Origin of the sequence: Neptunitalea lumnitzerae (assembly GCF_027924185.1) — a bacterium.
Lineage (GTDB): Bacteria > Bacteroidota > Bacteroidia > Flavobacteriales > Flavobacteriaceae > Neptunitalea > Neptunitalea lumnitzerae.
Genome location: NZ_BRVO01000004.1, coordinates 1 through 24,519, shown reverse-complemented (window position 1 = coordinate 24,519; position 24,519 = coordinate 1). Strand labels below are relative to the sequence as shown.

Here is a 24,519-nt window from a genome sequence, read left to right as displayed (position 1 = left end):
CAATTCAAATATTTAAGCGAAATTTACGGAAATTTGTAAGAACACATGCAAAAAACATCGAAGCAATATGATGAAGTGATTGCAGTTTGCAAGGAACTTTTTGCTAAAAAAATGAAAGATTACGGAAGTGCTTGGCGTATTCTTAGACTTCCATCTTTAACAGATCAGATTTTTATTAAAGCACAACGTATTAGAGGACTTCAAGAGAATGAAGTGCAAAAAATAGAGGAAGATGAAACCGCTGAATTTATTGGTATCATTAACTATTCTATTATGGCTTTAATTCAGTTGGAATTGGGAGTTGCAGAAAAACCCGATTTAGATGCAGATAAAGCAGTTGAGCTATATGAAAAGCATATTGCAGAAACCAAAGGGTTGATGGAAAATAAAAACCATGACTATGGCGAGGCATGGAGAGAAATGCGTATTAGCTCTCTTACAGATTTAATTTTGCAAAAATTACTACGCGTAAAACAAATAGAAGATAATAAAGGGAAGACATTGGTTTCTGAAGGAATTGATGCCAATTACCAAGATATGATAAACTATTCGGTGTTTGCTATGGTTTTACTTCGTCACCAAGAGTAAACACTTTGTGAAATTATATTTAAGCGGCTAACGAGATGGCTTAATATATTTTCATAGTCTTATCTTAACTAACTAAAAATAACTTGTAATGAAATTTGTAACCCATATATGTAGATTCTTAGTAGGGGTATTATTTATACTAAGCGGATTTGTAAAACTGGTAGACCCAATGGGGTTCTCTTTTAAGTTAGAGGAATACTTTAGTGAGCCTGTGCTTAATCTGCCTTTCTTAGAACCTTTAGTATTACCAATAGCATTATTTGTAGTGATATTTGAGGTGCTTGTTGGGGTTATGCTGTTGGTAGGTTTTAAAAGAAAATTTACACTTTGGAGCCTTTTGTTAATGATTGTGTTTTTTACCGGGTTAACATTATATTCTGCTGTAACAGGTAAAGTAACAGACTGTGGTTGTTTTGGAGATGCGGTTTCACTAACACCTTGGGAAACCTTTTGGAAAGATGTAGCATTATTGGTATTAATTTTACTACTGTTTGCTGGTGCAAAACATATAAAGCCATTGGCTAGTAAAAAGTTTGCTTTTAGAGTCTCTTTACTTTCGTTAATTGCATGTATTGTATTGGCTAATTATGTGTTAAGTCATTTGCCTATTATAGATTTTAGACCGTATAAAGTAGGAACTGTTATTAAAGAGGGGATGGAAATGCCTGAGTCTGTAACGGAGTTTTACTGGAAGTTTAATGTAAATGGTAAAGAAGAAATAATAACTACCATGGGCGAGTACCCAACGGTGGAAGGAGATTTTATTTCGGTAGATACAAAAACTTTGGTAGATGGTGGGATGCCACCAATTCATGATTTTACGATAGAGGATGTATATGGTGACGATTACGCAGAGGAGATGTTAGCGGAGCCAAAACTTTTGGTAATGATATCGTATGATTTGGCATTGGCAGATGAAGATGGTTTAAAAACAGTAAAAGAACTTACAGATAAAGCCTTGAAAGCAGGGTATAAAGTAATTGCAATGACATCTTCTTTACCAGAAGAAGCTGAGCCTTATAAAGAAAAATATGGTTTTGATATAGATTTTTATTATACCGATAGAACTACGTTAAAAACTATTGTAAGAGCCAACCCAGGAATACTTAAAATAGAAGAAGGAGTGATTACTCAGAAACTGCATTATAACGATGCTGATGAATTAAAACTATAATTTTTGCTGAAGTATCTACTACATAAAATAGGCTATGCGCTGCTTACATTGTGGGGAGTGGTAACGGTTATTTTTGTGTTGTTTAATATGTTGCCAAGTGATCCGGCGCGGATGATGCTAGATCAGAATGAGAGTAGTGAGCAATTGGCAATAGTGCGAAAAAAGTATGGTTTTGATAAACCCTTGCTAACTCAGTATGGGTATTATGTAAATGACCTTTCCGTAGTTTCTTTTCATTCTACTCATACAGACGATTACACGTACTTTACTCCAGAGAAATACAATGGTGTAAAAGTGTTTACTATTGGGGCTATAGCGGTAGTTTTTAAAACACCCTTTTTGCGTACTTCCTTTCAAAAATCGGGTAAGCAGGTGTCAGAGGTTATTGGTAATACGTTGCCAAATACGTTTGTTCTAGCAGTAGGTGCCATTTGTATAGCTATTATTATTGGAGTTGTGCTGGGTATTGTGTCAGCTTTAAATAAAGATAATGCGCTAGATAAATGTATTCAAGTAGTAAGTACTTTGGGTATGAGTGTGCCATCATTTTTTAGTGCTATTTTATTTGCTTGGATTTTTGGCTATGTACTGCATGAGTATACCGGACTTAAAATGACAGGTAGTTTGTATGAAATGGACGATTTTGGAGAGGCTATTCACATACAATGGAAAAACTTAATTCTGCCAGCGGTGGTGCTGGGTATAAGACCCCTTGCTGTGGTGATACAATTAATGCGAAATTCATTATTAGAAGTCTTAAGTTTAGACTATATTCGTACTGCAAAAGCAAAGGGTTTAAGTACGTATAAAGTAGTTACAAAACATGCGTTTAAAAATGCCTTGAATCCGGTAGTAACCGCAATTTCTGGCTGGTTTGCCAGTATGTTAGCCGGGGCGGTTTTTGTAGAGTATATTTTTGGTTGGAACGGATTGGGGAAAGAAATTGTAGATGCATTAAATACCTCAGACCTTCCGGTAATTATGGGAAGTGTATTAGTAATAGCAACTATGTTTATTATTATTAATATTTTGGTAGATGTAATGTATGCTTGGTTAGATCCAAAAGTTAGAATTTAAATTAAAGAGAATGAAATTAAAAACAATTATATGTGTTTTCATGATGTTGGCTTTTGCGGGTGTAAAGGCACAGACAGACGTGAAGAAAGAAACTTTTTCTAAAGAGGCGTTGAAGGAAAAAGTAGTAGGATTAAACAATGAAGAAATTAGTTTTAAAGACGTTTTAAAAAAATACAAAGGCAAAGTGGTTGTCATAGACTTCTGGGCAAGTTGGTGCTCTGACTGTATTAAAGGAATGCCAGAAGTAAAAAAGTTACAAGCGCAGTATAAAGATGGAAATACCGTATTTCTTTTTCTGTCTTTAGATAAGGCTGTAGATTCTTGGAAAAAAGGAATCGAAAGATTTGATGTGGTAGGAGAACACTACTACATTCAAGCAGGATGGAAGGGTAGCAAGTTGTGTGAAGATGTAAAGTTAGATTGGATACCCCGTTATATGATTGTAGACAAAACCGGTAAAATAGCATATTACAAAGCAATTAAAGCAAACGACGAACAATTAATTAATAATTTAAAATCTTTACAATGAGAAGTAAAATAGTTGCAGGTAACTGGAAGATGAACAATGATCTTGCAGGTACAGAAACATTAATAACTGCATTAAAAGAAGAAATACAAAAACCTACAGTAGAGGTAATGATAGCTCCGGCATTTACCAACCTTTATAGTGCGTTTGAAGCTTTAAAAGATAGCGCTATTGAAGTAATAGCTCAGAATATGCACTTTGCTGAAAACGGAGCATATACCGGTGAGGTGTCTGCAACTATGTTAAAAAGCGTAGGTGTTAAAACGGTTATTTTAGGTCACTCTGAAAGAAGAGCTTACTTTGCTGAAACTGACGAAACGTTAGCTAAAAAAGTAAAAACTGTTTTAGAAAATGATATGCGTACTATTTTTTGCTTTGGTGAAGAGTTAGAAGATAGAAAAGCAGATAAGTATTTTGATGTTGTTGAAAGCCAAATTAAAAATGCTCTATTTGATTTAGATGCAGAAGCTTGGAAAAGCATCGTATTAGCATACGAGCCAGTATGGGCTATTGGTACAGGAGAAACAGCTTCTCCAGAACAAGCTCAAGAAGTGCATGCTTTTGTTAGAAAAGTAATTGCAGATAAATACGGAGATGAAGTAGCGCAAGGTGTTTCTATTCTTTATGGAGGAAGTGTGAAGCCAGGAAATGCTGTAGAGATCTTTTCTAAAGAAGATGTTGACGGTGGATTAATTGGAGGTGCTGCCTTAAACGCTGGAGATTTTAAAGCTATTGTAGAAGCTCTATAAGTAGCAACCATATATTAGTGATAAAAAAGGACTCGCATTTGCGGGTCCTTTTTTATTGTAAAATTATTTTAAATCTATGTTAAGATGCTCCATTTTCTAGGTGCTCTATATTAATTATGTTAGTTTGGCATTCTTAATACTATTATAATAATTAAAAGGAAAAGTAAATGAGAAAGTTTTTAAGTGTAAAGTTATGCATGCTGTTAAGTGTATTTGGACTGTTGAGCATGACAGCACAAACTACAACAGAAGTGTCTAATGAAGATTTAGGAACCTTTGCTGATGTGTATATGGCCATTCAAATGGAGAACATGAAAATTCAGCAAGATATGGTGAAAGTTGTAGAAGATAGTGGGTTAAGTGTAGAACGTTTTCAAGTGATACAACAAGCACAAGTAAACCCTGATGCAACGGTAGATGCAACCGAAGAAGAAATGAAATCTTTTGAAACTGTAATGGGTAAATTAGAAGCTATGCAACCAGCGTTAGAAGCTAAAATGACTCAGATTGTTACCGCTAATGGAATGACTATTGATACTTACCAAGCGTTGGCTGGTAAAATACAGGCAAGTACAGAACTACAACAAAAATTACAGACATTAATAACAGAAAGAGTATCTGCACTTGAAAAAACACAAGGATAACTAAGATTACTTTAGAAAAGAATAGTAAAGAGCGAAGTGTACTACACTTCGCTCTTTTATTTTAAACAAGGTTCAAGTAGTTTTAATTAGTACCTTTGCAAAAAATAGTACGTATGCTAAATGCTTATAAAGGATATCATTTTAAAATGAGCCCTAAAGAACCGGCTTCAGAAATATTGATTGCAGAATTATCTGAAAGAGGATTTGATAGTTTTGTGGAAACTGAAGAAGGATTATCTGCCTATATTCAAACTGAATTATGGGTGCCGAATGTATTGGAAGATATTTATATTCTAGAATCTGGAGAATTTGATATTACTACAGAAATAGAGGATGTAGAGCAAGTGAATTGGAACGAGGAGTGGGAGAAAAACTTTCATCCTATTGTGGTAGATGATACCTGCGTGGTACGTGCACCATTTCATGATGAAACTGCGGTAGCTTATGAAATAGTGATAGAGCCTAAAATGAGCTTTGGTACCGGGCACCATGAAACTACTTTTATGATGATTAAGCATTTGCTACAAATGAATGTAGAAAACAACCGTGTGCTAGATATGGGCTGTGGTACAGGAGTGCTTGCTATTTTAGCAGCTATGAAAGGTGCTACCCTGGTAGATGCTATAGATATTGATAACTGGTGCTACCTAAACTCTATTGAGAATTGTGAGCGCAATAATTGTGCAGACATCAACGTTTTTGAAGGGGATAAACAAGTTCTAGAGGATAGAAAACAAACGTATGATGTTATTATAGCCAACATTAATCGTAATATTTTGTTAGATGATATTTCAACCTATACAAAGTATTTAGCAAAAGGCGGAACATTATTATTAAGCGGTTTCTACAGCGAAGATTTACCTATGATTACCGAATGTTGTGAAGGAGAAGGGTTAAAGTTTGCTGAAAATTTTGAAAAAAATAATTGGATTGCCGCAAAATATGTAAATTAGTGTAAAACAATGAATATGAGTACACAAGAACAGTATTTAGAGGATTTATTACTTGAAGAGGAGATCAAAGATCAGAATGAGATTGTGTTGTATAATGATGATGTAAATACTTTTGATCATGTTATTGAAACATTAATCCGTGCTTGTGACCATACCTCTGAACAAGCTGAGCAATGCTCTATTATAGTACATTATAAAGGTAAATGTACTGTAAAAACAGGAGATTACGAAGACTTAAAACCTAGATGTAGCCTTATGTTAGAGGCAGGATTAAGTGCTGAAATAGTGTGATAAAAACACTTGTGTTTTTTTGAGTGTTTAAACATTATCGTTGTTTTTTTTGTTTCGAAAAGCTTAAATTTTTATTAAATTAGTAAAAATTAAGTTTCACAAAATGATTTCAAATCATTGATTTTTATATTTTTGCCCAAAATTATCTGATGAACAAACCAATTACCATAAAGGAAATAGCAAGAGATTTAGGAGTTTCATTTTCTACTGTATCAAAATCGTTAAACGATAGTTCAGAGATTAGTGAAAAAACTAAGAAGAAGGTTAAGGAATATGCAGCATTGCGTGGTTATACCCCCAATCAGATAGCGTTAAGTTTAAAAAATAGTGCTACCTACACGATTGGTGTAATTATACCTGATATTCAAAATTCATTTTTTGCTTCAGTATTAAAGAATATTGAAATTCATGCCAAAAGCTACGGCTATAGAATTGTTACCTTCTTTACCAACGAGACGTTAAAAGAAGAAGAGGAGAGTCTTAAAATCTTATCTAAAGGTTTGGTAGACGGACTTATTGTGTGTCCTTCTGATGAAACTTTTAAGAAAAAGAAATTTGATCATTTTAATGCCATTAAGAATATGAATACGCCAGTATTAATTTTTGATAGGGTAGATGATAATTTAGAATTTGACTCGGTTTCGGTAGACGATTATAAAAGTATTATTAGTGCCTTAGATTATTTATATGAAAAAGGTGCTAGAGATATTGTATTAGCATCGGCAATACCAGATGTAAGTGTTGGTAAAAAGCGTAAAGAAGCGTTTGAGAAGTTTATAACAGACAATCCGGAGGTAAATGGTACCATATTAGAGGCAGACGATAATACGGTGCTTAAAAGTATGCTATACGAAGCGCTAGATACTAAAAAGGTAGATGCAGTGTTAGGTGTAGATATTGAGTCTACATCTTTAGCCAATGCTGTGGTGTCTATGTTAGGTAAAACATACAAAGAAGAGATTTCTTTAATAGGGTATGTAAACAAACAATTCAACAGATTAATACATCCTAGAGTGTCTTATATTAACCAATATCCTGAGAAAATTGGGCAAATTGCGGTAGATATGATTGTAGACAAAATAAAAATTGGAAACTCTAAGTTGCTGAATAAGGAGGTGATAGAAACTACCTTAGCAATAAAAGATACTTCTCGCTAAAAATTTTCTCTAAAAAAGTTTTAGGAAGTTAATTAAATGTATATATTTGCACCCGCAAAACGGCCTCGTGGCGCAACTGAATAGCGCATCTGATTACGGCTCAGAAGGTTACAGGTTTGAATCCTGTCGAGGTCACAAAAATAAAACCCTAATACGTTAAGTGTTAGGGTTTTGTGTTTTATAGGGTTTTGTAGAACCAACCAGGCATTCTTCACTCGCTTGGTAGCCTAGAAAGGTACTAAACTTGGATTTCTAAAGCTATTTAAAGGGGTGGCATCTGATACACTTCACCGAAGACATATTAAAGTAGTTTTGTTGTAATAAGGATAACTGCACTAACTAAATGCGAATAGCATGTGCAACGGCGTGATGCGACTTGTTTTATCAGTTTACTTTTTATGGTTATCCGTAAAATATTTACGTGTAAAGCTTTATATTTGAGTTGTACAAATAATAAACAAAAGTTTCTCTTATGCGGAAAATAACATGGAATATTGTGTATATTTATCCGTAATATAACGAGTTACCTGCAAGCCGAAAAAAACATTCGTTATCAAAAAAATCAGGAAAATAAACATACTTTACTCACATATCAAGATTTGAAAATGAAATTTGAAAATAACACATTTATAAGTGGAGATGGAGTTTATTATGAAGGAGTAATAAGAGATGTTAAACGCTCGAAAGTTTCGTTACAACCAGTTTATGAAGCTTTTACTAATTCACTTGAAGCAATTCGAATTAAGGAAAAAATAGACAAAGATTTCAAAGGAAAAATTGAAATAAAAATATATTCAACTCAAAATACAGACCAAAGTTATACTTTTTCTAAACTTCAAATAAGTGACAACGGAGTTGGTTTTGATGATAAAGAATTTAAGAGATTCAATACATATAAAGATTTTACAAAAGGATTTAAAAATCTTGGTTCTGGAAGAATACAATACACTCATTATTTTGATACTACTCAAATAAAGAGCATATATTTAAAAAGTGGAAAATATAGAGAAAGAGAATTTTATGTTTCAAAAAAAGAAGATTACCTTAAAAAAAACTCCATAATTTTTCACAAAAAAGATATTGAAATTGAGGCTAAATCTTCTGGAACAATTCTCACTTTCGAAGGTCTTTTAGACCAAACTAGAAACATATATCATACTTTAAATGATGTCAATTTAAAAGATTCTCTTTTAAAAAGATACATTCAATACTTCTGTTTAAACAAAAATAGTTTGCCTGAAATTATTTTAGAACATTATGTATTTAACGATAAAGAAAGTCATTCAACAATATCAAAATCTGACATTCCAAAAATTGACAAAACAGATAATGTAAAAGTTCATTATTCAAAATTATCTGATGATGCAAAAAGCATCATTGAAACTGAAAATCATGAAACATTTACAATAAATTCATACAAATTGGATAAATCATTTTTAAAGCAAAATGATTTAAAACTAACAAGTAAACACGAAGTAGTAGAAAACTTTGAAGTCAATTTATCTTCTCTTTCTAAAGATGAAGTAATTGATGATAGTCATTTTCTTTTTTTGGTTTCTAGTGAATATTTAGATAACAAAGACACTAATGAAAGAGGAGAAATAAATATTCCCAACAATGATATTTTTTCAAATGATCCAAATATGTTTAATGAAGAAGTTATAATTCTAAATCTTTTAGAAATGGAAATAAATGGCACAATCAACAATTTATATCCACAAATAGAAAAAATTCAAGAACAACATCAATTAGACATTAAAAACCTTAAGGAAATGTTTTTATTGCCAGAAGATTCAGAAATTGAAATTTCTATAAACGATAGTGATAAAAAAATATTAGAAAAATTTTACACTGCTGAAGCAAAAAAAAAGGCTGATTTAGATTCGAATTTAAAAAGTAGTATTGAAAGACTAAATCACCTAGATACTACTTCTGAAAATTATTCTGAAACACTAGATACTGAAATTGAAAGAATAGCTAAAGTAATTCCTCAACAAAATAAAGCCGATTTAACACATTATATTGCTAGAAGAAAACTTGTTCTGGAATTATTCTCTTTAATTTTAAACAGAAAATTATCAATTCAAAATGATGGTTCAAGAAATAAAGATGAAGCATTATTACATAATCTAATTTTTCAACAAAACGCAACAACACCTGATAAAAGTGATTTGTGGATTATAAATGAAGATTTTATATATTTTCAAGGAATTTCAGAGTCAAAATTATCTGAAATCAAATTTAAAGGAGAAAATATAATTAGAGAAGATTTATCTGAAGAAGAAACTCAATTTATAACTTCTATTGGAGAAAACAGGCTTCATAAAAGACCTGATATTCTATTATTTCCACAAGAAGAGAAATGTATAATTATTGAATTTAAAAACCCTGACGTTAGTGTTTCTGACCATTTAAATCAAATAAATAATTACGCAACACTTTTGAGAAATTTTTCAATTCCAGATATGAAACTAACTACTTTTTATGGGTATTTAATTGGAGAAAAAATTGAGCCAAATGATGTTAGAGCTTATGATGCTGATTTTAAAAACGCTTATAATTTTGATTATTTATTTAGACCATCTAAAACTATCGCTGGAATTTATAGCAACGAAGGAAAAGACGGTTCTCTTTATACAGAAGTAGTGAAATATTCTACTCTTCTTGAGAGGGCTAAAAACAGAAATAATGTATTTATTAAAAAACTAACTAAAGAAAATATTGAACCACCATTTTAAATAGGAATAAAAGCCTGCAGGTAACACCGTATAACAACAATTGAGGCTTTGTGCCTTTCGAAACAATCGCACACGCATAAAGGACAGTAATTTTACTTGTCCTAGTTATTACAAAATAGCAAATCTATAGTATACAAAGTTGTCTAGTGCTTTTTTAAATATGATTAAAGAATATAAATATCAACCACCAATCAAGTACTTGTTCGTGGGACTTTGCGGACTCATCATGTTTTCTATCTTTGGAATAGCTTTATTAAAAGCTGACGAGCTTTGGTTCGTTATTATTGTTGGGATTTTCTCAGTGTTGGGGTTAGGTATGGGAATTGGATTTTTGACTATATTCATAAGGAAATTTAATATAGGTAAACTAAAAATAGGAACTGACTTTATTGAAATTCCGGGACGATGGAAAGACAGAACAAAACTGAACTTTAGTGAAATTACAGAAATTGGAGAGTTCGACACCTACGGTAATGTAATTGTGATAGAAAGCAGACAAGGAATACACTTGATAGAACGCAATTGGATGAAGCAAAAGGAGTTTGATATAGTTAAGAAGAGGCTTCAAGAATATTGGATGAAAGAATAGTACCGATAAAATCTAAAAACCCCTACTTACCATAAGCAGGGGTTTTTAGATTTTAAATGAGAACTAAGTGTAGTGTTACTTAGTGTTTAGGTGGTTCGGGTGTTTTTGGTGAACCTAGTACTTCCGAAATCTGATCTCCCAAATCTTTAATGGTAGTACATTGTGCTTTGCTAGTGTTTGCCTTTTCTAATTCAATGGTTACCTTACCGTTTCTTAGCATAATTTCGTAGGCATTGGTTTCCCAAATTGCGGTACGTTGGGTGGCATCGTTGGGTGTTCCTAGTGTTGCGGTAATGGTTTTCCTTACTTTTTCGGTAAGTACATCGTCAAAAGAAGCACGGTAACTGTACTCGGTTCCGTTATCTTTTGCCGAAATAGATACGTGTGAAGAAGAGCTTTTGCTCTTGCTTACAGAATGACTTGCAGATTGTGCATTAAGGCTAACGGCTTGTACCGCCATAATTAAAATACATACTAATGTTTTCATAACTATACTGTTTTAAGATTGAGATACAAAGATGAAGCCTATTGAAAACAAAATAGGTTAACCGATGGTTAATGAAGGGTTAATGGCTGGGTTTGTAAAGTAAATACGTACTTTACTTCTTATTTTTGTACAGATGAGTAGTAGAAATAAAATAAAAGTACTGGTAGTGGTGTGTGCTATTGTATTAATAGGGTTGGTGTCTATACAATACTATTTAATTCATAATACCTATAATTTACAGAAGAAGGAATATATAGCAGAAGTAAAGGCGCATGTAAACCCCATAGTAAATGCAGCAGTATTAGATAGCTTGCAAGACTCTTTAGAAGAGTCTTTAAAAAAGTTAATAGTACAAAGAGAGAGTGGTTCTTTATCAAAACCAGATTTTAAACAAACAATTCGTACTAAGATTGATAGTATAAAGCAGCACGGAGATGCGTATATTGCTTCAGAATTATATCAGGACTCTCTATTAACCGGTGTAGCATTAAGTTTTAGGTATCATCAGTTATATGTAAGTATTAACGGTATAACCGATACCATTTTAAAAACTACCGAACCACCTATGGTGTTTTTTGGTGCTGCCAATACAACCAAGGGGTTTAACTTAAACAATAGTAATTTCTATTCTACCTATTCCAATGATGATGTAAATGTTGCCTATTGGGGGTATTATGATGTTGTTTTTAGTGCTGCTAATTGGGAGCAGCAGGTTTTTTATAGAATGCGCTGGATGCTTATAGCGGCATCGTCCTTATTGTTGGCAGTGGTGCTATTGTTTTATAGTATGTATAAGGCAATTTTAAAAGAGCGTAAAGTTGCCGAGGTGAAAACCGATTTTGCTAATAATATTACTCACGAACTTAAAACACCCATAACCTCAATAGCCTTAATTACAAAGTCTTTAAAAAATGAGGCTTTTATAGCTGATAGAGAGAAACGGGAAGAGTTGATTGCTACTTTAGAGCGGCAACATAAACGCATGCAATATATAACCGATAGGGTATTGGAAAGTGTAATAACAGAACAAGTGCACAAGGAAACGGTTGATGTAGTAACAGTATTAAAAAATGTTTGTAAAGATTTTGATGTGAAGAACCATATCTTACGTTTAGACGTGCCAGAGGAATTACCCAAACTACAAACCGATGTTTACTTGCTGCAACGGGTGCTGTATAATTTATTAGAGAATGCGGTAAAGTATAGTCCGGAGCAAAGTAAGATTAGCGTCAGTGCCTATCAGCATAAATCTTATTGCTATATAAAGGTGATAGATGAGGGTGCTGGAATTTCTTTAAAAGAGCAGAAGCATATATTCGATAAATTTTACCGAGTACCTGAAGGTACCAGGCATGGGGTGAAAGGTTTAGGACTTGGTTTGTATTTGAGTAAGCAATTAATGCAACAATTAGGAGGTGCATTAGCAGTTACTAGCGAAGTAGGAAAAGGAAGTGTGTTTACGATAAAATTACCGCTATGATTAAAGTACTATTAGTAGAAGACGATTTAGATTTAGGGAACTTACTAAAACAATATCTGGAGTTAAATAAGTTTTATGTGGTAAGAGCGTTTAATGGCGTAGAGGCTAGGCGGGCATTAAAAGAGAATAACTTTGATATTGCAGTACTAGATGTAATGATGCCTGATGAAGATGGTTTTGAGCTTGCTGAAAAATTAAAAATAACACATACTACCTTACCTTTTATTTTTGTGACTGCCAGAAAAATGAAAGATGATATTATAAAAGGACTTCAACTTGGTGCAGATGATTATATAACCAAACCCTTTGATGCAGATGAATTAATACTGAGAATTCAGAATATTTTAAAAAGGACTACAGTTACAACTTCTCCTCAATCCACTAGCTACAGTATAGGGTTGTATACGTTTGATGTGGCAAATTTGTTATTAACAGCACCTGGTTTTGAAAAGGTACTAACCGAAAAGGAAGCTCAGTTATTAGAGTTTCTGTACGTAAACCGCGCGCATATTATTAAAAAGGAGGCAATACTAAATCACCTATGGGAAGAGGTAGATTTCTTTTCAGCCAGAAGTTTAGATGTTTTTATTAGTAGACTTCGTAAATACTTATCTCAAGATGTTTCTATAAAAATAGAAAGTATACGGGGTGTAGGCTATCGTTTTTTATTTTCTTAATCAGATAACCTTGTAGTGTATTGGTAAGTTTGTTTTTTAACAAATTTGTTAGGTAAATGTTATCGGCAGGTGCCTTTCTGTTTCAGAATCATTATTTTAACACTGCTACTTTCTAAAATAATTGTTAAACCTCCATATTTTAATAGTAATACTATTATATTTGAGAGGTTGATTATTATAAGATTCATGAAATGGAAGTAATACCAAGAAATATTCATTTGGTTATAAACGATAAGTTGTTTGTTAAAGACCCCGAGACGAGTAACTTAGGAAAGCGTATTTTAGAAAATAGCATCTTGCTTATAGATGAGATAGGCTTTGAGTCCTTTACCTTTAAAAAGTTAGGAGAGCGCATTGGTAGCAACGAGAGTTCTGTGTACCGTTATTTTGAAAACAAGCATAAACTGTTGTTGTACTTATCTTCTTGGTATTGGTCGTGGGTAGAATACCGAATGATTTTTGCCATTAACAATGTACAAGATCCTTTAGATAGATTGCACCGAGGAATTAGAATTGTAACCGGTGAGGTATTAGACGATGACCGTACGGTGTATATTAATGAGTCGGTACTAAACCGTATTATTATTGCCGAGTTTACCAAAACGTTTTTAACGAAAGAAGTTGATGAAGAAAACAAAGATGGTTTTTTTAAGGTATACAAAAACGTAATTTGTTTGCTATCGCAGTTAATGGTAGAGGTAAACCCAGCGTATCCTTATGTAAAAAGTTTAGCTTCTTCTATAGTAGAAGGGGCCCTACATCAACATTATTTAAAAGTTCATTTTCAAACAATAACCGACTTTGCTGAAGAAGGCAAAGATCTTACCGAGTTTTACATTCAAAGTATAAACAAAATTTTGCTATGACCCCTATACAACGATTCAAAAATTTATTGAGGATTGATAAGAAAGATATTTATCAAATCATCCTGTATTCCATCTTGTCCGGAATTATAAGTTTGTCGCTACCACTAGGTATACAATCTATTATTAATTTTTTGCAAGCGGGTAAAGTTAGTACGTCATGGGTAGTACTGGTAATAATAGTAGTTGCTGGTGTTGCTTTGGTAGGTATATTTAAAATAATGCAATACCGCATAATTGAAAACTTACAACAGAAAATATTTGTACGCTCGTCTTTTGAGTTTGCATACCGTTTTCCTAAAATTAAGTTTAGTAAGCTATACAACTATTCGCCACCAGAATTAGCCAACCGTTTTTTTGATACCTTAAATGTGCAAAAAGGTACTTCTAAACTATTACTAGATATTTCGGGAGCAGCATTACAAATATTATTTGGTATCTTATTATTATCGTTATACCACACGTTTTTTATATTCTTTGGTATTTTCTTGATTTTCTTATTGTATTTAATTTTTAGAGTAAACTTTTATTCTGGTTTAAATACCAGCTTAGATGAGTCTAATTATAAATATAAGGTAGCACACTGGTTGCAAGAAATTGCTAGAAATCACTTAAGCTTTAAAAATGAAAAGTTATTTAATTATTCATTAGATAAAAACGACCGTTTGGTATCATCTTACTTAGACCACAGAGAGAGTCACTTTACCATATTAAGACGTCAGTTTATTCAGTTAACAGGGTTCAAAGTTTTAATTACTGCTGGTCTACTAATTATAGGAGGATTGTTGGTGCTTAGTCAACAAATGAATATTGGGCAGTTTGTAGCAGCAGAAATTATAATTCTTACCATTATAACCGCAGTTGAAAAACTGTTTGGTGGTATTGAGTTGTTCTATGATGTACTTACTTCTTTAGAAAAAATAGGGAAGGTAGTAGATATGGAGTTAGAAGATGAAACAGGAACTGTAGGATATAATTTAAATGATGATAAGCTTTGTATAGAGGCAGAAAAATTATCGTATTCATTTCCTGATAGAGAACAACCTATTCTTAAGAATATCTCGTTAACCATAAATCAGGGTGATAAAATAATTATTGATGGGGAAAATGGTTCTGGTAAAACCACTTTAATACGTTTGTTAAGTAGAGTTATTGAGCCTACTGGTGGAACTGTATTTATTAATAATACCAATTATAAGAAGTTTGCTATAGACGAGTATAGATCTAACATAGGGAGTATTACTATTAATGATAATGTTTTTGAGGGTACCATACTAGAAAACATTACTTGTAAAAATCCGAATATAGAATTGCAACAAGTGAATGAAGTGTTGGAAGCTTTAAAGTTAGATGCTTATATACGTTCGTTACCTAATGGTTTAGAAACACAAGTACATTCTGAAGGGAAGCAGTTGAATTCTTCAGTGGTTCAAAAAATACTTTTAGCCAGATGCATTATTTCAGATCCTAAAATATTGTATCTAGAAGAGCCTTTAGAAAAAGTTGATGAAATATCGGCTCATGAAATTATTGACTACTTAACGGCAGAAGATAAGAATTGGACGTTGGTAGTAATTTCTAAAAATCCGTATTGGAAAAAGAAGTGTAACAAACGTTTCCTTTTAGAAGAGGGCGAATTAAAAAAATAACTTATGCTGAATATATCTAACAATCATATAGATAAGTACGTAGACAAGAGTAAGTATAAGTCTACTCAAATATTTGCAGACAATAAACACTATCAAGTTATAAGAAAGATAGTATGGATTGTTTGTATCCTAATCATTTTGGTATTTTTCTTACCATGGACTCAGAACATAAAGGGTTCTGGCTATGTAACTACATTAAAACCCGGACAAAGACCACAGACCATTCATAATATTATACCAGGTAAAGTAGAAGAATGGTATGTGCAAGAAGGTGACTTTGTGAATAGGGGAGATACCATTATGCGTTTGTCGGAAATTAAAGAATCTTATTTTGATCCTAATTTGGTTGAAAATACGGGGAATCAAATGCGTGCTAAAGAAAGTGCTTTGCAATCGTACGGAGATAAAGTAGCAGCTTTAACCATACAAATAGCAGCTATAGATAAAGAGCGAGGGCTTAAAATGCAACAAGCACAGAACAAGCGTAAACAAGCACTCTTAAAAATGAAGAGTGATAGTATTGATCTAGAAGCGGTGAAAACGCAGTTAACTATTGCAGAAACCCAATACAATCGTGCTTTTAATTTAAATGCTGAGGGGTTAAAACCTATGACCTATGTAGAAGAGAAAAAGGTGAAACTACAACAAATGCAAGCAAAGGTTATTACCCAAGAAAATAAATATGTTGTAAGCCAAAACGAGCTATTAAATGCAGAGGTAGAAATTAATAGGGTACAAGCTACGTATGCCGAAAAATTAGCAAAGGCGAAAAGTGACAGGCAAACAGCTATTAGTACACAATACGATACCGAATCTCAAGTAAGCAAATTACGTACGCAATATGCTAATTATGTAATTAGAAACGGAATGTATTATATCACTGCTCCACAGAATGGGTATGTAAACCGTGCCTTGCAATCGGGTATTGGGGAAACTATTAAAGAAGGTACTTCTATTGTAAGTATTATGCCTTCTGATTACCAGATAGCGGTAGAGACGTATGTAGATCCGTTAAACTTCCCTTTAATTAAAAAAGGAGAGAAAGTAAGAATTTGGTTTGATGGTTGGCCTACTATTGTATTTAGCGGATGGCCAGGTGTTTCGTATGGTACTTTTGGAGGTGTTATTGTGGCTAAGGAAAACTTTATTAGTGATAATGGTAAATACAGAGTTTTGATAGCACCAGACCCGGAAGAAAAAAATTGGCCAAAACAATTAAGTATTGGGGCAGGGGCACAAACCATTGCGTTGTTACAAGATGTGCCTATTTGGTTTGAGTTATGGAGAACACTAAATGGTTTCCCTCCTAACTTTTACAACCCGGCAAAAGAAGGAGACAAGGCAGCCGATGCTAAAAAGAAGAAAAAATAATAAGATATAGTTTATCTAAATTCTATGATTAAGAAAATTTGTAGTTTTATACTCTTTGCTTTTTTAAGTGTAAATTCTGTGATTGGACAGGTTGAAGACCTCCCAGAAGAATTTACTTATGAAGAGTTTTTAGCGCATGTAAAAAAGTTTCACCCTTTGGTTAAACAGGCTAATTTGATTCTTTCTGAATCTGAAGCTAAGTTGTTAAAAGCAAGAGGGGCGTTTGATCCTAAAATTCAGGCAGACTTTTCTAAAAAAGATTACCATGGATACGACTATTACTCGTTATTCAATGGTACATTTAAAATACCAACTTGGTATGGTATTGAGATAAAAGCTGCTTTTGATAATAATGAAGGGGTGTATTTGAATCCGCAAAACGGAACCCCTAGTGGCGGACTTACTTCTTTAGGAGTTACCGTACCTGTAGGGCAAGGCTTGTGGATTAATGAGCGTATGGCAGAACTGAAAAAAGGAAAGCTATATGTAGAGTTAGGTTCTTATGAGCAAACACTAGCAGCTCTTGAGGTTATCTATGAGGCGTCAGTAGCCTATATGGATTGGAAACAGAATTATGAGAAAGTAGCTCTGTATAAGGCTTTTTTAGAAAATGCAGAAATACGGTTAGATTGGACAAAAAGATCTATCAATTTAGGAGGTTTGGCTTCCATAGACAGCGTAGAAACAGGAATAAATGTAAAGACTAGAAAACTGGAACTAGCGCAAGCTGAATTGAAACTTGTTAAGAGTAGGTTAGAATTGTCTAATTATATATGGACGGAAGATAATATTCCGTTAGAGTTGGACGAGCGTATGATTCCGCAACTAGAGCTTACGGGGCAGTTGGTAGATATACTTGGGGTAAACCCGCTAGAGCAAGAGCAAGTTTTAGAAGATCACCCAAAGATTAATGCGCTAAATACTAAAATTAGAATTCAGGAGATAGATAGAAAGTTAAAGGCAAATAGTTTATTACCTAAATTAGAGCTAAGTTATAATTACCTATCTGAGCCAGATTATTTTACCGATTATGAGTTTGAAGACTATAAAATAGGAGCTACATTTTCCTTTCCTATATTTTTAAGAAAAGAAAGGGCTTCGTTGCGGTTAGCAAAAATTAAGCTACAAGATGCAGAGTATGGTTTACAGTTTCAACAAGAAAGTTTACAAAATAAAATTAGAGCACAATACCAAGAGTTAGACTCTTACCAAGGGCAAGTAGTACTTAATGAAGATTTGGTAGCTTCTTACCAGCAAATGTTAGATGCTGAGGTACGCCTGTTTGAAATGGGAGAAAGTTCTATATTCTACGTAAACACTAGAGAAAACAAATTAGTAAAAGCTAAAATATCTAATATAGAACTTATCAATACTTATTTAGTTTCTGTTTTAAAACTTTATAAAACATTAGGTAGATTGTAATTTCATTATGACTTTATTAATGAAGTATGTTGTTTTTTGATTATTTATATGTTAAAATAATGTAAATTTTATAATTAGACATTTTTTAAATTCCTAGTTGGTGAGTACGTATTTTTTGGCTTTCTTCGTCAAAGAATAATAATCAATAAATAATCAATTTCTTATGAAAAAATTTTTTTTAGCTGCGGCTATCGTAGCATCGTTATGCTTTGTTGGGTGTTCAAGTGATGATGATTCTGCTGGAGGATCTTCTACAGATTGTTTTAGTTGTACATTTTTTGGAGAAACTCAAGAATATTGCCATACAGGTGATGATGATTTCTATACAGTAACTTATGAAGATGGAGAAACTGAAGATGTAGAATTATCTGGAGTTGATTGGGATGATGCTAAAGAAGCACTTTCTATGCTTTGCGAATAAGCAACAGCTATTAAAACTTATAAAAGCCCGGTTTAACCGGGCTTTTTCTTTTTAAAATGTATACACTATAAGTTCGTTATTAGCTGCTTTAACTACTAGGTAAGTAAGTTTGTCATTTGGGTTGTATTTTAGGTAGGCTTCTTCTTTTCCAAATATAGGAAACCCATTGAGTAATTCACCTTTTGTAGTGTAGGCGTATACTTTGTTGCCTTGTGTGTCTGTTAATGTAATTACCGTCTTTTTGGGTAGGTTATATATTTTTGGGTTGGTATAAACACCATAATCTAAAACAAGTGGGTAGGCTCCAATGGTAAGTAAATTTTCTGTAAAGGTAACCAGTGTTTCCTGTGTTGCAGTAATAGCATGGTTTAGTGCTAAAGGTGCAGCATCTTCGCTAACATCACCTTTTTCTGTAACACGTATTATATTTCCTTTTGTATTGGTGGTGGTAAAGTAGCCTTTATTCCAAAACATTTCGTTGTCAGAAAATTGAATAGCAGTACTAACAGGAATCCTAATTTGTCCTCTGCGGTCTAGTATATACAATTTGTCTTTATCAGTTTTTACAATTAAATAATCTTTTTTACCAACTCTAATGTGTTGGGGTGTGGCAATAATATTTCCTCTTGTTTTGCTAAGTTTAAAACCTTTAACTCGTTTTCCGTTGTTGCTAAGCATGTAGAGCCTGTTTTTTTGAGTAATTAGAAAACGATAATCGTTTTTCAAATCATAATCAAAAATAGCAACGGGGTTAGAAAACTCATCGTTAAAATGTATAGGAAAGTTTGGTGCATCTTTACCAGTTCTGGTTACTATGTAAAAGTTATGTTTGGTGGTAAAAGCTAACTGAAGCTTTCCATTGTTGTACATGTCAATTTGAGTAATTTCCCCTTGAATTTTACTATCAAGCTTTCTTTTCCATTGAATTTTGCCACCTTGAGAAATTAAATATAAGTTATTGCTAACATCTTGCACAACTACGTCTAATGAATTAGTAATATAATTTTTCACCAAAATAGGATTGGTGGCCATATCACTGTCTAATTTAAAGGTGCCTGCTTCGGTAATAGCTTGGTTAGTTACTTGTGGACTAGTTAAGGTGGTTTCTGTACAAATAGCAGTAGCGTAAAAACCTTTAGTACTTTTGGTGGCTTGTAAAACAGCTAGACCTTTAGTGTTTTTTGAACTTTTAAATATGGTTTCATTCGGTATGCTTACGCTTAGAATACTAGAAGCAGAAGGTAGTTTTTCTAGAGTGCTAGTGTAATATTCTTTTTCCGATAAAACATTTTCGTTTAAAATATCATCTAACTGACTTTGTAGTTCTTCTAACGTATTTGTAAATAGTAGGTAATTGGTGCCGCTACAAAAGTAGTTAGCTTCAAAGCTTTTTTCTGTAAATTCCTTTAAAGTAATCAGTTGGCTATCTGCTTCCATTTGATAAATTGCAGTATTCTTATAATCTTCTAATTGAGAAGAGGCATAATAAGAAAGCAGATTATCTGGTAAAGATGTAAATAATGCGGTTGCTGTTATTTTATTATCTTTTTCAATAAAACCAATTTCAGAAATGGTAGCAACGGTTAAAGAGTCAATACTACTAGGAAAAAAACGGTTGTCAATATTATCAAACATAAAAGCCGTAAAGTGTGTATTGCTTGCACCTACTAATTGAGCTGTTTCAGATATTTGTGGGGAGTTGTTGTAGAAAACAGAATCAAGTGATTTTTCTACGGTAGGTAGTACCCCTGAAAATAAAGCTTCCTTAGGTTTTGCGGTAATATCAAAAAACATCCAATCGGTAGATAGGGAGTTCAGTTCAGGGAATAGAGCCGTTAATAAGGTAGTTTGTTCTTTGTAAAATAAGGTAGCACTGGCTTTACTATTGCTTAGTTTAGCTATATTATGTAATCCGTTAGTATGTTTATCATCAAGTATTACCGGGGTGTCATAATTCTTTAAAAAATAGATGTTCTTATTTTTTTCAAGATGCCAGTTGGTGTTGTTAATATTTAAGGAAACAGATTTATTTTTATCTAAATTATGTGTGTTTATTTGTGTTACGGTAGAATCTTTAGAAAATTCAGTAGAGGTAACTTCATACACAAAAGTAATTTGGTCATTGGCTCTACATATATAAAAAGGAGAGGTGGTGTGTATAAAATCTATAGATTCCATTACCGATAAATCTTCTTCATAATTAGAAGTAGCTAAAAAGGCGTTGTTTCTAATTTCTCCTTTAAAAGAAGTGGCATCATTAACTTTTAAAACATAGTTTGCAGTTGCAGGTATATAATCTGTAATGGTTTTATTTTCATGAATGGAGTCTGAACAAGCTGCCAAAATTAGTGTAACTAATAATAGTAGAAATATCCTGGTCTTCATAATTTAGCGTCTTTAATACAAAAATACATATTTTAAAGAGCAAGTTTTAGCTGTTCGGGTAGCAATTTAAAACTTGTTCTGTGGTATTTAGTAACACCATATTTTTTAATGGCTTCTCTGTGTTCTTTTGTGGGGTATCCTTTGTTTTTTTTCCAATTGTACATCGGGTATTCTTCATGTATTTGTTCCATATAAGCATCTCTATAGGTTTTGGCTAGTACAGAGGCGGCGGCAATATTCATATATCTACCATCTCCTTTTATAATACATGCATGCGTAATTTCTTTATAAGGTTTAAACTTATTACCATCCACACTAATAAATTCAGGAATGGTTGTAAGTTGGTCTATAGCCAAATGCATTCCTTTAATAGAAGCATTTAATATATTTATTTCATCAATTTCTGCTGGGCTCACATGAACTACCCCATAACATAAAGCACTTTCTTCAATAATAGGGCGTAGTAAATTACGCTTTTGTTCAGATAGTTGTTTTGAATCGTTTAATAGGGTATTAGAAAAACCTTCTTTTAAAATTACCGCAGCTGCAGTAACTGGTCCGGCAAGGCACCCTCTTCCTGCTTCATCGGTGCCGGCTTCCATAATACAATGGTGAAAAGGTTGTAGCATAATGGTGTGATATTTGCTAGTTATTAGAAATTAAATAAAGTAACAAGGGTGCTAATTTAAATTACTATTTACATAATAATAATAGAGGTAAAGCCCACATGTGATTTACTTTGCTAATTAACGAAATATATTTAAACCTGTTTTCGTTTAAAAAACATACTTTTGCCATAAAATGAAAAGAATGAGATTTGTTTTTTTATTGATTTTTTTGGGTGTCTTTGGAATTACTAAGGCACAGGTTAATTTAAATACTCCTATGGGAAGTTCACAACCTAACGATTCGTTATTAGTGGCTACTAAAGATACTGTACAAACAGGATTGTGGAAAAACCCAAATAGAATTGAAGATTATAAAATATTTACATTAGAGAATGATACCACTTTTGTAGATACTACACTTACTATATATAAAGATTATAAGTTTAATTATTTAAGGAGAGATGATTTTGAGTTAGTGCCTTTTGCTAATGTTGGGCAACCTTATAATAGACTTACCTTAGATGAAGAAACAAGTCTGTTTCCTCAAATGGGACAAAAATCTAAATACTACAATTACTTTGGGGTAAATGATATTAAGTACCATAGTATGCCTACTCCTTTAACCGAATTGTTTTTTAAGACCACTTTTGAGCAAGGACAGCTATTAGATGCTTCTATTTCTTTTAATACTTCTAGAAGGTTAAACTTTTATTTAGCTTATAAAGGAATGAAATCTTTAGGGAAGTACCAGAATGTAGAGGCTAATGCAGGGGCTTTTAGGTTTAGTACAGTATATCACTCTGAAAATGATAGGTATGATTTAAAAGCGCATTTTGTTGGGCAAAGTTTGCGTAATGAAGAAAACGGAGGGTTACTATATAATGAGTATTTTACCTCGGGTGAGGATGATTTTACTGACAGGTCTAGACTTGAAGTAATTTTAGATGAAGCAGAAAACCAATTGGTAAGTAAACGTTACTTTATAAATCAAACCTATGCTATACTTAATAATAAAGATAGTTTGAGTTACAATATATTGAATGTTGGGCATCGTTTTAATTACGAAACCAAGTCTTATTATTACGCAGATGAATTGGTTTCTGATTATTTTGGAGAGGCATACTTGAGTGAAGATATGAGAGATCATATGAAGTTAAGAACTATGGAGAATCAGGTTTTTGCTGAATTAAATAATAGCTTGTTGGGTAAAATAGGTTTTAAGGTAATCAATTACAACTATAATTATTCTACAAGAAGTGTTACTACTATAGATGGTGTAACTATACCTAATATATTAAAGGATAACGAAACGGCCATACAAGCTACATACGCAAAACAAATAGGTGGCTTTAAGTTAGAAGGTACAGCATCTACTACTGTGGTTGGAGATATGGGTGGTACAGATGTATTTGCTAAAGCTTCTTACAATTTTAATGATAAAAACGGAATTGAGGCTTCTTTACATATGAATACGAGTATGCCTAATTTTAATTACTTAATGTATCAGAGTGATTATATAGATTACAATTGGTATAATGTAGATACGTTTGAGAAGCAGACCTCTAGTACTTTTAATGCAAAATTAAAACTGAATAAAATAGCAAATGTAGATGTTACCTATAGTTTGTTAGATAAGTATGCTTATTTTTCTGAAGAGGTAGGAGCTATAGATTCTATGCTTATTGCTAGCCCTACACAATATAGTGGTACTATAAATTATTTAAAGTTGAAACTGATGAGGGAGTTTCGTGTTGGTAAATTTGCTTTAAATAATACTATCATGTATCAGCAAGTGGGGCAAGATGATGATATTTTAAATGTACCAGAGTTTGTAACTAGAAATACACTTTACTTTGCTACACCAATGTTTAAAAACAACCTGTATTTAGAAACAGGAATCACTTTTAAGTACTTTACAAAGTACTATGCTAATACTTATAACCCATTATTATCTGAGTTTACAGTTCAAAATGATACGCAGATAGGGGAGTATCCGGTATTTGATTTGTTTCTTAATTTCAAGATTAGACAAACCAGATTCTTTTTCAAGGCAGAACATATTAATAATTTAATAGCTCCAGAATACAATTATTATTCTGCGGTAAACAATCCTTATAGAGATTTTGTAATTCGTTTTGGACTTGTTTGGAACCTATTCTCATAGTGGTTTACCTTTTTTCTAGAAACTTTTATATGTAACTACTTGTCTTGTAGCGCTTAGACTTTTTATTTAAAAAAAGGTTAAGAAAAGCTTGGAAAAAGGTTATTAATGTTTCTATATTTGCACCCGCTTTCAGGGCGATGTTCCTATAGAGATTGGTATTAGCAATAAGCTCACAGAAACTTTTTCAAAAAAGGTTTTGTAGTTTAAAATAAAGTACTACTTTTGCATCCGCTTTCAGAGAAAGCAGTTCTTTAAAATATTGAGTAAGTATAAAGCTTTTGAGTGATTTTTTAAGAGACGGAAGTTTCGAAAAAAAAGATGAAAAAAGATTTGGATTAAGAGAAATAAAGTTTTTATATTTGCACCCGCTTTCGGAGAGAAGGCAAAAAAGATAAAGAAGATAAGTTCATTGAAAATATTGTTGACAGCACGATTTTGTAGCGATACAGAGTCAAAAAAATAAGATTTAAGCAAATCCATTTTGAGTATTTATTTAAGCGATTCAT

At 32.7% G+C, this 24,519-nt stretch carries 22 protein-coding genes and 1 tRNA gene; 20 read left to right on the top strand and 3 right to left on the bottom strand.

What is annotated here, in order from left to right:
• Positions 1 to 45: 45 nt before the first annotated feature.
• The 12 genes from Y10_RS14895 (at position 46) to Y10_RS14840 (ending at position 10,486) form a co-directional block, all read left to right on the top strand.
• On the top strand, positions 46 to 588 hold the full coding sequence (locus tag Y10_RS14895; RefSeq protein ID WP_281766212.1) for a DUF1599 domain-containing protein: 543 nt from the start codon (positions 46 to 48) through the stop codon (positions 586 to 588).
• An 88-nt stretch (positions 589 to 676) separates the two neighbouring features.
• Positions 677 to 1,762, top strand: a complete 1,086-nt coding sequence (locus Y10_RS14890) for a BT_3928 family protein (RefSeq protein ID WP_281766211.1) — start codon at positions 677 to 679, stop codon at positions 1,760 to 1,762.
• 3 nt (positions 1,763 to 1,765) lie between these two features.
• Positions 1,766 to 2,839 carry an ABC transporter permease gene (locus Y10_RS14885; RefSeq protein WP_281766210.1) on the top strand — a complete coding sequence of 358 codons (1,074 nt, stop codon included), beginning with the start codon at positions 1,766 to 1,768 and terminating at the stop codon, positions 2,837 to 2,839.
• Between the two features lie 10 nt (positions 2,840 to 2,849).
• Positions 2,850 to 3,368, top strand: a complete 519-nt coding sequence (locus Y10_RS14880) for a TlpA family protein disulfide reductase (protein WP_281766209.1) — start codon at positions 2,850 to 2,852, stop codon at positions 3,366 to 3,368.
• A complete protein-coding gene (gene tpiA / locus Y10_RS14875) occupies positions 3,365 to 4,114 on the top strand; it encodes a triose-phosphate isomerase (RefSeq protein WP_281766208.1) in 750 nt (249 codons plus the stop codon). The genes Y10_RS14880 and tpiA overlap by 4 nt, the downstream gene beginning before the upstream one ends.
• Positions 4,115 to 4,281: 167 nt before the next feature.
• On the top strand, positions 4,282 to 4,758 hold the full coding sequence (locus Y10_RS14870; protein WP_281766207.1) for a DUF4168 domain-containing protein: 477 nt from the start codon (positions 4,282 to 4,284) through the stop codon (positions 4,756 to 4,758).
• Between the two features lie 113 nt (positions 4,759 to 4,871).
• Positions 4,872 to 5,711: a 50S ribosomal protein L11 methyltransferase gene (gene prmA, locus Y10_RS14865; RefSeq protein ID WP_281766435.1), complete on the top strand. Its 840-nt coding sequence runs from the start codon at positions 4,872 to 4,874 to the stop codon at positions 5,709 to 5,711.
• Between the two features lie 15 nt (positions 5,712 to 5,726).
• Entirely contained in the window at positions 5,727 to 6,002 is a 276-nt protein-coding gene (locus Y10_RS14860) for an ATP-dependent Clp protease adaptor ClpS (protein ID WP_281766206.1), read from the top strand.
• Between the two features lie 149 nt (positions 6,003 to 6,151).
• A complete protein-coding gene (locus Y10_RS14855) occupies positions 6,152 to 7,159 on the top strand; it encodes a LacI family DNA-binding transcriptional regulator (protein WP_281766205.1) in 1,008 nt (335 codons plus the stop codon).
• 61 nt (positions 7,160 to 7,220) lie between these two features.
• Positions 7,221 to 7,294: transfer RNA gene (locus tag Y10_RS14850), tRNA-Arg, on the top strand.
• A 470-nt stretch (positions 7,295 to 7,764) separates the two neighbouring features.
• Complete coding sequence (locus tag Y10_RS14845; RefSeq protein ID WP_281766204.1) at positions 7,765 to 9,897, top strand: PDDEXK family nuclease; 2,133 nt, start codon at positions 7,765 to 7,767, stop codon at positions 9,895 to 9,897.
• A gap of 226 nt (positions 9,898 to 10,123) precedes the next feature.
• Positions 10,124 to 10,486: a hypothetical protein gene (locus tag Y10_RS14840; protein WP_281766203.1), complete on the top strand. Its 363-nt coding sequence runs from the start codon at positions 10,124 to 10,126 to the stop codon at positions 10,484 to 10,486.
• Positions 10,487 to 10,565: 79 nt separating this feature from the next.
• On the opposite strand, the gene Y10_RS14835 is transcribed toward Y10_RS14840, so the two are convergent.
• Positions 10,566 to 10,973 carry a hypothetical protein gene (locus Y10_RS14835; protein WP_281766202.1) on the bottom strand — a complete coding sequence of 136 codons (408 nt, stop codon included), beginning with the start codon at positions 10,971 to 10,973 and terminating at the stop codon, positions 10,566 to 10,568.
• Positions 10,974 to 11,106: 133 nt separating this feature from the next.
• On the opposite strand from Y10_RS14835, the gene Y10_RS14830 reads away from it, so the two are divergent.
• The 7 genes from Y10_RS14830 (at position 11,107) to Y10_RS14800 (ending at position 18,856) form a co-directional block, all read left to right on the top strand.
• Positions 11,107 to 12,453, top strand: a complete 1,347-nt coding sequence (locus Y10_RS14830) for a sensor histidine kinase (protein ID WP_281766201.1) — start codon at positions 11,107 to 11,109, stop codon at positions 12,451 to 12,453.
• Positions 12,450 to 13,130 (top strand): response regulator transcription factor, encoded by a 681-nt coding sequence (locus Y10_RS14825; protein ID WP_281766200.1) that lies wholly within the window; start codon positions 12,450 to 12,452, stop codon positions 13,128 to 13,130. Before Y10_RS14830 ends, Y10_RS14825 begins: the two co-directional genes overlap by 4 nt.
• 191 nt (positions 13,131 to 13,321) lie before the next feature.
• Entirely contained in the window at positions 13,322 to 13,996 is a 675-nt protein-coding gene (locus Y10_RS14820; RefSeq protein WP_281766199.1) for a TetR/AcrR family transcriptional regulator, read from the top strand.
• Complete coding sequence (locus Y10_RS14815; RefSeq protein ID WP_281766198.1) at positions 13,993 to 15,642, top strand: peptidase domain-containing ABC transporter; 1,650 nt, start codon at positions 13,993 to 13,995, stop codon at positions 15,640 to 15,642. The genes Y10_RS14820 and Y10_RS14815 overlap by 4 nt, the downstream gene beginning before the upstream one ends.
• Positions 15,643 to 15,645: 3 nt before the next feature.
• Positions 15,646 to 17,013 carry an HlyD family secretion protein gene (locus Y10_RS14810; protein ID WP_281766197.1) on the top strand — a complete coding sequence of 456 codons (1,368 nt, stop codon included), beginning with the start codon at positions 15,646 to 15,648 and terminating at the stop codon, positions 17,011 to 17,013.
• Between the two features lie 24 nt (positions 17,014 to 17,037).
• A complete protein-coding gene (locus tag Y10_RS14805; protein WP_281766196.1) occupies positions 17,038 to 18,435 on the top strand; it encodes a TolC family protein in 1,398 nt (465 codons plus the stop codon).
• Positions 18,436 to 18,598: 163 nt separating this feature from the next.
• Positions 18,599 to 18,856 (top strand): hypothetical protein, encoded by a 258-nt coding sequence (locus tag Y10_RS14800; RefSeq protein ID WP_281766195.1) that lies wholly within the window; start codon positions 18,599 to 18,601, stop codon positions 18,854 to 18,856.
• 51 nt (positions 18,857 to 18,907) lie between these two features.
• Here the strand turns inward: Y10_RS14800 and Y10_RS14795 are convergent, their stop codons facing one another.
• On the bottom strand, positions 18,908 to 21,241 hold the full coding sequence (locus Y10_RS14795) for a hypothetical protein (protein WP_281766194.1): 2,334 nt from the start codon (positions 21,239 to 21,241) through the stop codon (positions 18,908 to 18,910).
• Between the two features lie 32 nt (positions 21,242 to 21,273).
• Positions 21,274 to 21,870 (bottom strand): ribonuclease HII, encoded by a 597-nt coding sequence (locus Y10_RS14790; RefSeq protein WP_281766193.1) that lies wholly within the window; start codon positions 21,868 to 21,870, stop codon positions 21,274 to 21,276.
• A gap of 181 nt (positions 21,871 to 22,051) precedes the next feature.
• Here Y10_RS14790 and Y10_RS14785 point away from each other — a divergent pair, with 181 nt between their 5' ends.
• Positions 22,052 to 24,013 carry a putative porin gene (locus Y10_RS14785; protein ID WP_281766192.1) on the top strand — a complete coding sequence of 654 codons (1,962 nt, stop codon included), beginning with the start codon at positions 22,052 to 22,054 and terminating at the stop codon, positions 24,011 to 24,013.
• The last annotated feature ends 506 nt before the right edge of the window (positions 24,014 to 24,519 follow it).

Coding starts and splice junctions, on each gene's coding strand:
- Y10_RS14895 (WP_281766212.1), top strand. CDS start 46: ATGCAAAAAACATCGAAGCAATATGATGAAGTGATTGCAGTTTGCAAG.
- Y10_RS14890 (WP_281766211.1), top strand. CDS start 677: ATGAAATTTGTAACCCATATATGTAGATTCTTAGTAGGGGTATTATTT.
- Y10_RS14880 (WP_281766209.1), top strand. CDS start 2,850: ATGAAATTAAAAACAATTATATGTGTTTTCATGATGTTGGCTTTTGCG.
- tpiA (WP_281766208.1), top strand. CDS start 3,365: ATGAGAAGTAAAATAGTTGCAGGTAACTGGAAGATGAACAATGATCTT.
- Y10_RS14870 (WP_281766207.1), top strand. CDS start 4,282: ATGAGAAAGTTTTTAAGTGTAAAGTTATGCATGCTGTTAAGTGTATTT.
- prmA (WP_281766435.1), top strand. CDS start 4,872: ATGCTAAATGCTTATAAAGGATATCATTTTAAAATGAGCCCTAAAGAA.
- Y10_RS14860 (WP_281766206.1), top strand. CDS start 5,727: ATGAGTACACAAGAACAGTATTTAGAGGATTTATTACTTGAAGAGGAG.
- Y10_RS14855 (WP_281766205.1), top strand. CDS start 6,152: ATGAACAAACCAATTACCATAAAGGAAATAGCAAGAGATTTAGGAGTT.
- Y10_RS14845 (WP_281766204.1), top strand. CDS start 7,765: ATGAAATTTGAAAATAACACATTTATAAGTGGAGATGGAGTTTATTAT.
- Y10_RS14840 (WP_281766203.1), top strand. CDS start 10,124: ATGTTTTCTATCTTTGGAATAGCTTTATTAAAAGCTGACGAGCTTTGG.
- Y10_RS14835 (WP_281766202.1), bottom strand. CDS start 10,973: ATGAAAACATTAGTATGTATTTTAATTATGGCGGTACAAGCCGTTAGC.
- Y10_RS14830 (WP_281766201.1), top strand. CDS start 11,107: ATGAGTAGTAGAAATAAAATAAAAGTACTGGTAGTGGTGTGTGCTATT.
- Y10_RS14825 (WP_281766200.1), top strand. CDS start 12,450: ATGATTAAAGTACTATTAGTAGAAGACGATTTAGATTTAGGGAACTTA.
- Y10_RS14820 (WP_281766199.1), top strand. CDS start 13,322: ATGGAAGTAATACCAAGAAATATTCATTTGGTTATAAACGATAAGTTG.
- Y10_RS14815 (WP_281766198.1), top strand. CDS start 13,993: ATGACCCCTATACAACGATTCAAAAATTTATTGAGGATTGATAAGAAA.
- Y10_RS14810 (WP_281766197.1), top strand. CDS start 15,646: ATGCTGAATATATCTAACAATCATATAGATAAGTACGTAGACAAGAGT.
- Y10_RS14805 (WP_281766196.1), top strand. CDS start 17,038: ATGATTAAGAAAATTTGTAGTTTTATACTCTTTGCTTTTTTAAGTGTA.
- Y10_RS14800 (WP_281766195.1), top strand. CDS start 18,599: ATGAAAAAATTTTTTTTAGCTGCGGCTATCGTAGCATCGTTATGCTTT.
- Y10_RS14795 (WP_281766194.1), bottom strand. CDS start 21,241: ATGAAGACCAGGATATTTCTACTATTATTAGTTACACTAATTTTGGCA.
- Y10_RS14790 (WP_281766193.1), bottom strand. CDS start 21,870: ATGCTACAACCTTTTCACCATTGTATTATGGAAGCCGGCACCGATGAA.
- Y10_RS14785 (WP_281766192.1), top strand. CDS start 22,052: ATGAGATTTGTTTTTTTATTGATTTTTTTGGGTGTCTTTGGAATTACT.